Raw genomic sequence first — 10,483 nt, 5'->3', positions numbered from 1 at the left:
TTTGTGGTAAACACCATTTTAAAGGAAGCTGATCTTTTTTGTCCGAACAGCGTTCGGATTAATTTTACAATCTACCAAATCACTATTATGAATATCGCCATAGCTAATAATTCCGATCCGCTGACCTTGCCCCTGTTGGCCCTTATTATACAAAGTGTTCAATTGGTAGGCATTGGCAAACTTAGCCGCCCCATATTTCCGTGAAAAAGCATTACCAGCTAATGTCGTGTCCGGCTTGGTTGCAGTCGTTGGCAAATCAGCCGTCAATGCGGTGTGGGCCTTCTTCGTTGTCTCTTTGGTAGCTTTCTTAGCCTGCGGTGCGTACAAGCCAACAACCGCGGCTACCTTCGATGAAAGATTCCCTGGTAATTTGTAGTGGGTCCTAGATGGATAACCCTTCTTAGCTGCTGGAACATCTTTGGCCCCAAATGCCTGCCGCATGTTAGTCGTTGTCGCGGTGAGCTTCAACGACATGTTACCAGGATAAGCGGTTGCCTTAACGTGATATTTTTTAAAATAGTCTTTAAACGACTGAATATAACTATCCGACTGACCAAACTTGCTGGCAAACGCAGCCGGTGTCAGATATTGGTGAAACTGGGCGCTGGTCGGATCCACCGTGTTATACACATAGTTGGTTAAATCCGCCTCGTTAGTCGGTTTCAATGCAACATTGACAATGGTCGTTTTGGCTGCTGCCTTAGCAACCAAATTCACCCCAATATTCATACTGGCCCCAAACACCAATAAACTGCTAAGCATTGCAATTGTGAACCGCTTTTTCTTCAAAATCATCATTGATCACCCCTCATCACTAAATTTATGGCTAAGCTTTTCAAAGTTAATGGTTCCCAACCCCGTCGCTTGATTGTAAAGTTTGCCAGGTTGACCCGTATAATACAGATTATCGTTATTATCGGCATCATCAAGAACATTAAATGGACTGTCAGTTTCTTGAGCAAATTGGTAAATCTGTGGATTCCAAAATCCAACGGGGGTTTGTCGTCCACTATTGATCACGGCATTAGCACCTGCCATTTGTGGCGTGGTGAAGCTGGTACCACCATCTATCCCCCATAATTTAGCCGACACTTTAACCGCTTTATGCGTTTTGGCATTAACGGCATAGCGTTGGCCTGAAACATAAGAGGCGTATCCTGTTTGCCGATCAGCGTTTCCGGCTATGTCAGGCAGATTTCGAGAATTACCCGTACCGAAAATGACATGAGGATGCTTGGTTAACTGATACTTACCTTTTTTGAAAGTAAGATAGTTAATTGCTCTAAATGTATTAATCCCCGAGACACCCTGCTGATACCTTGGCGTTGGGTTTAAGGCTGAAAAGCCACCACCACCGCCACTAAAGCTACTATACTTGGTATCGTATGCTGGTGATGAATAAGTATCCCCCCAAGCACGTTCTTTTGGCACCGTCACGACCTTATTGGCAATAATCTTTTGATAGGGCAGGGTCGTGCCACCAACCAGTACTTGGTAAGGCGAAGTTGACATCAAATGATTCTCTTTGGCCCCAGATTGCGCATATGGCCCCCTGTCACCACTAGCTTGAAATACCGTAATCCCTTGGGCAGCCGCTTGTTCAAGGATCAAGTTAAAAGCATGACTATATTGGCTAACCGTCGCACTTGGATCATCCCAATCAGATGCAACTTCAAATCCCGGTGCCATACTAGAAGTCAACTGCTGGTCACGATTGCTCGAAATGGCCGTCATAAACGTTGCATAATGAGAAGACGGCAAGGTTGTGTGAGTACCAGAAATATCACCACTATACAAATCAATACCAGCTTGCGGGGCAACCGAAGAAGCCGACTGTGCGTCCAGGGTTGCTTCCATTTGAGAAGCTTGAATCGTTACATTCATTGCTTTTTGTGCCTGAGCCTTTGAATCCACTGGATAAATATGCTGTACTCGGCTTAAATCATCATTAACGCCCGCTTGCTGCCAGTAGGTGACTAAATCACTATCTCGAACATCACTGGTGTTAATGATTCCAATGCGTTGACCTTGGCCCTGTAAGCCCTGATTGTAGAGCGTGTTCAACTTATAAGCATTTGCGAATTTAGCCGCACCATATTTTTTAGAGAAGGCGTTCCCGACTAAGCTTGTGTCTGGCTTATCAGACGTTGACAAATCAGCGGTCAATGCTACTGAATGCTTGTGAGCGGTCGCCTTCTTAGCTACCTTGCTTGCCTTTGATTGCTTAGGGTAGAGGCCAATGACTGCCACCGCTTTATTTGAGAGCTGTCCTGGCAGTTGGTAGGCCGTGGTGGTTCTACCACCCTTTTTAACGGCCTTTACCTTAAATGCCTTCTGCAGATTAGTCGTCGTCGCAGTTAATTTTAATGCTAAGTTACCAGAATACGCCCGAACTTGAACATGATATTGTTTCAAGTAATCCTTAAACGATTGAATGGTGCCGTCCGACTGACCAAACTTGCTGGCAAACGCAGCCGGAGTCAAATATTGGTGAAACTGGGCACTGGTCGGGTCCACTGTGGCGTACACGTAGTTAGTCAAATCCGTTTCATTAGTCGGCTTCAATGCCACGTTGACAACCGTGGTTTGGGCCGCCGCACGAGCAGGACGGACCCCCATGATCGTGCTGGCACCAACGACCAATAAGCCGCTCAACATCGCAACTGTTAACTGTCTTCCCCTCAACATCATCACTCTTTTCTATCGTTAATATGAATTAATTATAACAATCTGGTTGATCAATTACTCTGATTTGCACTGATTGCCATTTTTTCTTGAAATAACTACATTAGATCTTTGCTTGGGCTTTTTCAACCAGCTGGCTCGAAACGACCTCACTCGTAAACCGCTGCAGTGGTGTATACGTATGCCGGTCTTTAAATGCCACTGGATTGACTTTAACAATGGCAACCAGCAAATTATTTTCCGTGAGAAATATTTGACCAATTTGCTTATACTTGCCCTTGGTATGCTTACCGGTACGCCAACTGTGCAGCTTAAAATCTCCCTGTTCATCCGTTTTAATTTGATACTGCCCTGAATCATTAGTTTCTATGGGCACACCGATATATTGAAACACCTCATACTTCCCTTTCACATTCATCATCCTTTCATTTTACATAAGTAAATTATGAATAAAGTTAGAACTTATTTCTAATAATTTCGCAAAAACCAGACATAACTGTTTTCTTCATATACAATAAATATTGTGAACGTAACAATCAAGGGGTGATTAAATGAACCAGAAAAAAATAGTAACCGATTCAGCCATTCATCTATCTAATGCAGATATTCGTAACTATGGGATTGCAGTTATGAATCCACCAATTTTGATAGATGGCAAGTTGTTCGGTTACGTAAATAAAATCAAAAGTGAAAAGTTCCTGCAGCTATTTGAAAAGTGCTCGGTTAAACCAATCATTGGCGAAATTGCTGTGCCAGAGTTAATTGACACTTACAATCGTCTCGGAGAAGATGGCAGTCAGATTCTCTCCATTCATTTAAGTGATAAGCTGACCAGTACTTATCAAAACGCCCTCATTGCCGCCAAAGCATCTACGAGTGACGTCACCGTCATTAATAGCGGCGTTACGGCGGCCGGCTTGGCTTACCAGGTACTCGCAGCCGCCAAATGGCTTGCGGCTGGGGTGGAGATTGCTGAGGTTTCTGATAAGCTCAAACGTATCCAAAACAATACCCGAATCTTCTTCTCTGTCCAAAATAATCCCCAGCTGATTAACCGCAAAATTGTTGGCAAAATCAGAGGGATGTTGGATAAGCAGTTGAACGTTTCTTATATATTGCAATTTTTAAATAATGATTTTACATTTGTGACTCGCAGTCGCAAAGAAGATCTGATCGATCAATTCTGGGAGAAACAACTAGCGGAAATGCATGACCAAAATCTCGTCAAGTTATCAATTCTTCACTCTGGCAGTGATGAGCGGGCTAAATTATTGTATGACATGTTGAGCAAAGAATTCCCGTTTGTCCCGATTTCAATTGTTGCTACCAATCCAGAGATGACCACTTTTATTGGCCCAGAAGCGACTGGAGTCACTTATCTGCTGGGTTAATACTACTTTCCCGTTTAATTAACCGGTTGCCCACAACGACTTTTTGGGGCGTCCGGTTTTTTTTTGCACTCGTTGACGTATTCAGCTGGTTTAACAACTGCATGGCCACTTCTCCCATCATACCAGTATTGACTTTAACTGCTGTCAATGATGGAATCACATATTTGGCCACAGCGGTATCGTTGAAGCTGACTAAGCTCACATCACCCGGAACCGCAATGCCATTTTTGTGAAGGGCTTTTAACGCCCCGACGGCCATGGCATCGTTGGCAACGAACAAAGCATTGGGAAAAGCTTCGCGGTCCTTTTGAATCGCCTGGTTGACTAAATTGTACGCAGTCTGCAGCGTATAGTCCCCAATAAAGATATTGTCTGGATTGTATAAGGACCGGTGTTCCAAATAATTCCGAAAAACCTCCAAGCGCGGATCGATGATCTTCAACTTGTGATCACTGGTATATTCAATTCCCGATAACATCCCGATTTGCTTCAAGCCATTATCAATGAAGTCGTTCAACACAGACTTGGTCGAATTATCAAAATCGGTTACAACACAATCATAGCCTTTAGCTAAGGTATCAAAATCCACAAACACAATATTACGGGTTACTTTGAGCATTGTCTGAATCTGCTGGTCACTAAACTTACCGATTGCAATGATCGATTTGACATCCTGATCAATCGCATTCAGTGAGTCGCCAGCAAAATAGCGCTTGACCTTGTAGTGTAATTGATCGGCCATCTTCTCGGCACCCATTCGAATCGATAAATAATATAAATCATCTAATTCCTGTTGTTCGGAATACCACTCAACAACGGCGATGCTATCGCGAGTCGTGCTCACCCGATGCTTCTTGGTGTAATCCAAGTCTTCAGCGACCTGAAAAATTTTTTTGCGGGTCACGTCACTGACTGAAAGTGACTTGTCATAATTAAGTACCCGAGAAACCGTTGTAATTGACACCCCAGCTTTATGCGCGATATCTTTAATTGTTGCCATTATGTCACCCCTTCAAATACAGTATAATCCCTTCTTCAACTGACCATTAACAAATTTAGTTAATTTACTAAAATAATTATCTTTTGTTTAGCCTGATAAGTCAAGGATATTCCGTCATAATAACGTTTTTGGCTAGTAAACTTATTGACGTAACCGCTATGAATTTCTATAATGAACTTGAACTGAGTTACCAAGGACAGCTGCTCCAAGTCAACATCTGCTCATCAGTATCGGCAACGAATCTTTCAAAATCAACTCTTTCGTTACTGAACCTAATGGTAGTTTGACACTTGGACCCGCTGACTGACTAAACAGGGAGGGTCATGTCGTGAAAGACACAATTAAGGAAGCCTACCAACAATGGGTACAGCAACCGAATTTACCAGCTGATATTTTACTTAATCTAGATCAAATGAAGACTGATTCAAATCAACAAGAAGACGCATTTGGCACCTTTTTATCGTTTGGAACCGCTGGAATGCGGGGAATTCTGGGCGCCGGCACTAATCGCATGAACATTTTTACTGTTCGCCAAGCCGCCGAGGGCCTTGCATCCTTCATGGATACGTTGGATGAAGCTACTCGCAAACGGGGAGTTGCAATTAGTTTCGATTCCCGTTACCACTCCAAAGAATTTGCCCACGAATCTGCTAAAGTATTAGGATATCATCACATCCCAACCTTTGTCTTTGATGACATCCGCCCGACCCCGGAGCTATCCTTTGCGGTCCGCCATCTCCACACTTATGCCGGCATTATGATTACGGCCAGCCATAACCCCAAGCAATACAATGGCTTCAAGATTTATGGCGAAGATGGCGGCCAGATGCCTCCAAAGGAATCTGATTTAATTACCTCCTATATTCGTAAGAACAGTGACCTGTTTGCTATTAAGGTAACGCCTGAACAAGAACTGCGGGAAGCCAAGACCATGAACCTGATTGGCGAAGACGTTGATCAAGCCTATCTGGCAAAGGTTAAGACCGTCAACATTGATTTAGACCTGATCAAAAAGGTCGGTGCCAACATGAAATTTGTTTATACGCCCTTGCACGGAACTGGTAAAGTGATTGCGCGTCGGGCCTTAGAAGCAGCCGGCTTTAAGAATTACGTAGTTGTGCCAGAACAAACCATCGCCGATCCAGAGTTCCCAACTACCCCATTTCCTAACCCAGAGTTCCCGCAAGCCTTTGATTTGGCTAAGGAACTTGGCAAAAAGGTAGCCGCCGACGTCTTAATCGCCTCAGATCCTGACGCTGACCGGCTAGGTTGTGCGGTTCGTCAACCTGATGGTAATTATCAATTATTAAGCGGTAACCAAATTGCCAGCGTCTTACTAAATTATATTTTAACCGCTAAAAAGAATGCCGGTGATTTACCAGCTGACGGCACGATTGTGAAATCCATCGTTTCAACTGATTTGGCCGTGAAGATTGCTGCTTCGTTTGGCGTTGCGACTAACAATGTTCTGACTGGTTTCAAGTTTATTGCTGAGGCCATTCACCATTATGAAACTGAGCATGATCACACCTTCCTGTTTGGCTTTGAAGAAAGCTTTGGTTACTTAATCAAACCATTTGTCCGGGATAAGGATGCCATTCAGACTGTCCTATTGCTGGCTGAAGTGGCAGCCTATTATAAGAATCAGGGCAAGACTTTGTATGACGGTGTTCAGGAAATGTTCCAGAAGTATGGCTACTACGCAGAAAAGACCATCGCTAAAGAGTTCGATGGCCTTGATGGCAAGGATAAAATGGCCCACATTTTGGCTGAATTGCGTGATAATCCACTCACTGAAATTAACGGCCACAAGGTTATCAGTCATGCTGACTACCAATCATCTATTCTGACTGATCAGGATGGCAAGACGTCGACCATTAACTTACCAAAATCCAACGTGCTGAAGTATTGGTTGGATGATGAAACTTGGGTCGCCGTTCGGCCATCTGGAACCGAACCAAAAGTAAAGTTCTACCTTGAAGTCGTCGACAAGAGCCAGAAAGCTGTGGACGCTAAGTTAAATAGTTATGTTGATGAACTGGATAAGTTGATTAACAAATTAATTAATAACTAATGAACATTTAAATACAATTGAGATCTGACTACAGTCTGCTGCTGATGACCGTAGTCAGATCTTTTTTATTTGACGGAGGTTAAGCCTGCGTTGTGGAGTGGATACTGGTAGAATAGAGGGATTAGAGGACAGTTTCTCAAAGCAGCAATCTGCATGTAAGCACCTCGAATAAAAATTCCAAAAACCAGAATTTCTATTCGAGGAGACTTACATACCGATTGCAAACCGCTTTGCTACGCTCACTTATCTTTTAGGAGGACATTCCATTGAAATTAACGACAACGATTAAGCTCACAACCGGTGCCCTATTGCTCTCTGGGCTAACACTATTCCAAGCCCAACCGGTTCACGCCAAAATTATCAAAAATAGTTTTGTGATTACCAAACAAGCCATCAAAACAACTAATAGCAAGAAACAGGTTAAAATAACGATTCCTAAGAACACACCATTACAAGTTGGTGGTGTCAAAACCATTGCTGGCAAGAAGTACGTTTATACTGATGTTGAGCGGTTAAGCTATAACCTGAGAAAGCCATTATTAAGTTCAAAAGCCACCAGCACAATTACACGGTGGCTGCCAGCAACTAAAGCCACTTTTAAGCAGATTGAAAAACCAGTTTATTTAGACTATTACGCCGCCCAATCCGATGGCAAACGATCACTCAAGAAAGTCAAGACCGAGACTGGCAATCTTTGGAAGGGTTACATCGTCCCTGCCGACTATGTTTCCCAAACCAACACAAGAATCCGGGTGACGACTGATGGTTACTTAGAATACTACGAAAATTCACCGTACCTCTTCAAAGTTTCACCACAGCCAACTACCAGTGTTAAAGTCCAAAACGCGACCCACCCAACCAGCAGTGGTAAGACCATTTTGAACTTCAAAACGGATGTTGCTCAACTGCCATTTGTTAAGCTGAGTCACAACCATTACCAGCTCACCATTCAAGGAACCTCATATGGCAACGTGACAGTCATCCCGAATGACGAAGATGTCCAAAAGGTACTGACCAGCTGGGTCTCACGGATCAATAAAGAAGACTGGTTTGAAATTAATAGTGTCAGCAATTTTAAATAGGGAGGCAAGTAGCTTGATAACAACCAAACAAATCAAAAAAGCTGGTCTCGCATTGACCGTGGCATTATCTGCAGTGATCAGTTTCACCACCGCAGCATCCGCTAGCAGTCAATACTTAACCAGCAAATCTCACAATTTATTTTTGGAAACAAAGCAGACCATCCATACAACCAACGCGTATTTTAAGGATATCTCCATTACAATTCCAAAAGGGACCGTCTTTAACGCTGGCTCAATCGGCAAGGGCGTTACAACTGGCAAACCATACGTCAATATTAATATGGATAACCTCCGCTGGCCGCTGCGAAAAGTGGTCGATGAGTCCAAACATAATCAACAGATGACCACTTACATTTGGGCGAAAAAGAGCCTCTTCAAAATCGTAAAGCAACCCAATTACCTCGCCTATACCAAAACCCCAGATAATTACACTCAGGATCCTTACGTGTGGGAAGGCAATAAAGCCCTGCCAAGTGACCAATTTTTGTCGAAGCAGAATGCCTTTCGAGTCACTGACGACGGCTACCTGGAATACTTCACCGGCATCACTATCTACACGGATGGTAATGCCAAACCAGCCGATTATGCCAAACTCCAAAAGTTCGTTAAGAAAGGCAACACCTCGTACTTCTACACCAAGGCAGAAGTTTCCGGCTTACCAATGACCAAAATCAATAGCACCGGCAAGTACCGTTACCGCCTGAAAATGACCAGGACCAATCACTACTTGGCGACGGTGAACCATTCGAAGATTCAAAAGTATGGCAGTAACGCGGTTATTTCTGTCAGGTATAACGTCGGCGGCAAGGACTTTTATGTGGGGAGTATGACCGTTTATCCGTAATAAGGAAGCTAATATCTCTTTATAACTAAGAAAATTAAAATAATTCAAATTTGCAACAACTTTTTTTAATTATTCGAGCACGCTTCCTTTGTATTCCTTTCAAATCAAGGTTAAAATGATAAAGAACCCCGTAGGAGAGGAATTTGAATATGAAAACTGCTGTAATCACTGATAGTGCCAGTTACCTCGATAAGGAACTGGCTAATAAATACCAGATCACCGTTTTACCAATCACCGTAATTTTTGGCCAAACACAATACCGCGATGGCATCGATATCACTTCTGAAGCCTTTCTCAAAAAATTGGCGGAAGCTGACCAACTGCCGACGACTGCCCAAGTCACAATGGGCCAGATGCAGACAGCATTTGACCAACTCAGTGAACAGGGATTCGATGAGGTCATCTGTGTCAATCTATCTTCTGGCATCACCTCGTTTTACGAAAACTTGGTTGCCTACAGCCAGCAAGTGACCAATATTAAGGTGTATCCATTTGACTCAAAAATTGCTAGTGCGGGTGAAGCTGACTTGACACTATTGGCTGGCAAACTGGCAATGGCTGGTGAAAATGCCGCCACCATTCTGCCTAAGTTGGACCAATTGAGAGACTCCATCCACGTTTGTTTGGTAGTTGACAGCTTATCTCATCTGCAACGCACAGGACGGATCTCCAACACCTCAGCTTTTTTTGGTAATCTACTGAAAATCAAACCAATGTTAACTTTTGACGAGGCCGGTAAAATCGTTCCGTTGGCCAAAGACCGCACGATGAAGCAATCGCTTGAGCACATCGTCAAATTCATCACAGAAAGTCAATCTGACTTCCAACTGCCGATGAGAATTTCGGTGGTTGACGCCAATAATCCGAAGCTCAGTAAGGCCTGGGTTAACCGATTCCATGAAGAGTTTCCAAGCACCGCAATCAGTACTTATCAAATTAGCCCAGCAATCACCGTTCATACTGGCGAAAAAGCCATGGGCGTTGTTTGGGATATTGATTGGGATAAAATTAGCAAGTAACTTGAACCACAGCGAGTGAATTGCCACTCGCTTTTTTGTCGTCTTGATTGTAGTTGGCTACAAATCATTCGTCCAAATTCCAAATTTTATGATATTTTAACGAACCTATGATAAAATTTGGTCCAAGTTTTAAAATATCACTGTTTTTTCAAATCTTTGTAGAATAAGATTGCTTAGGATTGCAAATATAGCTATTATTTCAAAATACATTTAATTTTAAACTCGCAAGTTTTCAATCACCATCAAAATTCGAAAGCTGAAGGTAAATCAATCATGGCAAATTATCATAATGTCAACCACTCCTGAATAAGTTCAGGAGCTTGTGAGAATAACACCTCACGGTGTCACGACCACAATTTGCTTAGATACAGCGGTTGCCTGCAAGCAG

General features: G+C 43.1%; 9 protein-coding genes. 5 read left to right on the top strand and 4 right to left on the bottom strand.

Features of this window, described 5'->3' with window-relative positions:
• Positions 1-18: 18 nt before the first annotated feature.
• The 3 genes from QUF07_RS12030 to QUF07_RS12020 all read right to left on the bottom strand — a co-directional run bounded on the left by QUF07_RS12030 (position 19) and on the right by QUF07_RS12020 (position 3,097).
• A complete protein-coding gene (locus tag QUF07_RS12030) occupies positions 19-798 on the bottom strand; it encodes a protease pro-enzyme activation domain-containing protein (protein WP_289427587.1) in 780 nt (259 codons plus the stop codon).
• 3 nt (positions 799-801) lie between these two features.
• Positions 802-2,688 carry a S53 family peptidase gene (locus QUF07_RS12025; protein ID WP_289427586.1) on the bottom strand — a complete coding sequence of 629 codons (1,887 nt, stop codon included), beginning with the start codon at positions 2,686-2,688 and terminating at the stop codon, positions 802-804.
• Between the two features lie 100 nt (positions 2,689-2,788).
• Positions 2,789-3,097 (bottom strand): DUF7671 family protein, encoded by a 309-nt coding sequence (locus tag QUF07_RS12020; protein WP_217165147.1) that lies wholly within the window; start codon positions 3,095-3,097, stop codon positions 2,789-2,791.
• A 139-nt stretch (positions 3,098-3,236) separates the two neighbouring features.
• Here QUF07_RS12020 and QUF07_RS12015 point away from each other — a divergent pair, with 139 nt between their 5' ends.
• Positions 3,237-4,076, top strand: a complete 840-nt coding sequence (locus tag QUF07_RS12015) for a DegV family protein (RefSeq protein WP_217342281.1) — start codon at positions 3,237-3,239, stop codon at positions 4,074-4,076.
• On the opposite strand, the gene QUF07_RS12010 is transcribed toward QUF07_RS12015, so the two are convergent.
• On the bottom strand, positions 4,057-5,076 hold the full coding sequence (locus QUF07_RS12010) for a LacI family DNA-binding transcriptional regulator (protein WP_289427584.1): 1,020 nt from the start codon (positions 5,074-5,076) through the stop codon (positions 4,057-4,059). The genes QUF07_RS12015 and QUF07_RS12010 overlap by 20 nt on opposite strands.
• Before the next feature lie 328 nt (positions 5,077-5,404).
• On the opposite strand from QUF07_RS12010, the gene QUF07_RS12005 reads away from it, so the two are divergent.
• The 4 genes from QUF07_RS12005 to QUF07_RS11990 all read left to right on the top strand — a co-directional run bounded on the left by QUF07_RS12005 (position 5,405) and on the right by QUF07_RS11990 (position 10,095).
• Complete coding sequence (locus QUF07_RS12005; RefSeq protein ID WP_217165144.1) at positions 5,405-7,150, top strand: phospho-sugar mutase; 1,746 nt, start codon at positions 5,405-5,407, stop codon at positions 7,148-7,150.
• Between the two features lie 266 nt (positions 7,151-7,416).
• Complete coding sequence (locus QUF07_RS12000) at positions 7,417-8,232, top strand: hypothetical protein (RefSeq protein ID WP_217165142.1); 816 nt, start codon at positions 7,417-7,419, stop codon at positions 8,230-8,232.
• A gap of 13 nt (positions 8,233-8,245) precedes the next feature.
• Positions 8,246-9,076: a hypothetical protein gene (locus QUF07_RS11995; protein ID WP_249778519.1), complete on the top strand. Its 831-nt coding sequence runs from the start codon at positions 8,246-8,248 to the stop codon at positions 9,074-9,076.
• A gap of 149 nt (positions 9,077-9,225) precedes the next feature.
• The gene (locus QUF07_RS11990; RefSeq protein WP_217165140.1) at positions 9,226-10,095 is read left to right on the top strand and encodes a DegV family protein; all 870 of its coding nucleotides are present in this window, start codon (positions 9,226-9,228) and stop codon (positions 10,093-10,095) included.
• Positions 10,096-10,483 lie beyond the last annotated feature (388 nt).

Source organism: Lentilactobacillus sp. TOM.63 (assembly GCF_030361045.1).
Taxonomy (GTDB): domain Bacteria; phylum Bacillota; class Bacilli; order Lactobacillales; family Lactobacillaceae; genus Lentilactobacillus; species Lentilactobacillus dabitei.
The sequence above is the reverse complement of the archived record's forward strand: the minus strand, read 5'-3'. Positions and strand labels throughout refer to the sequence as shown.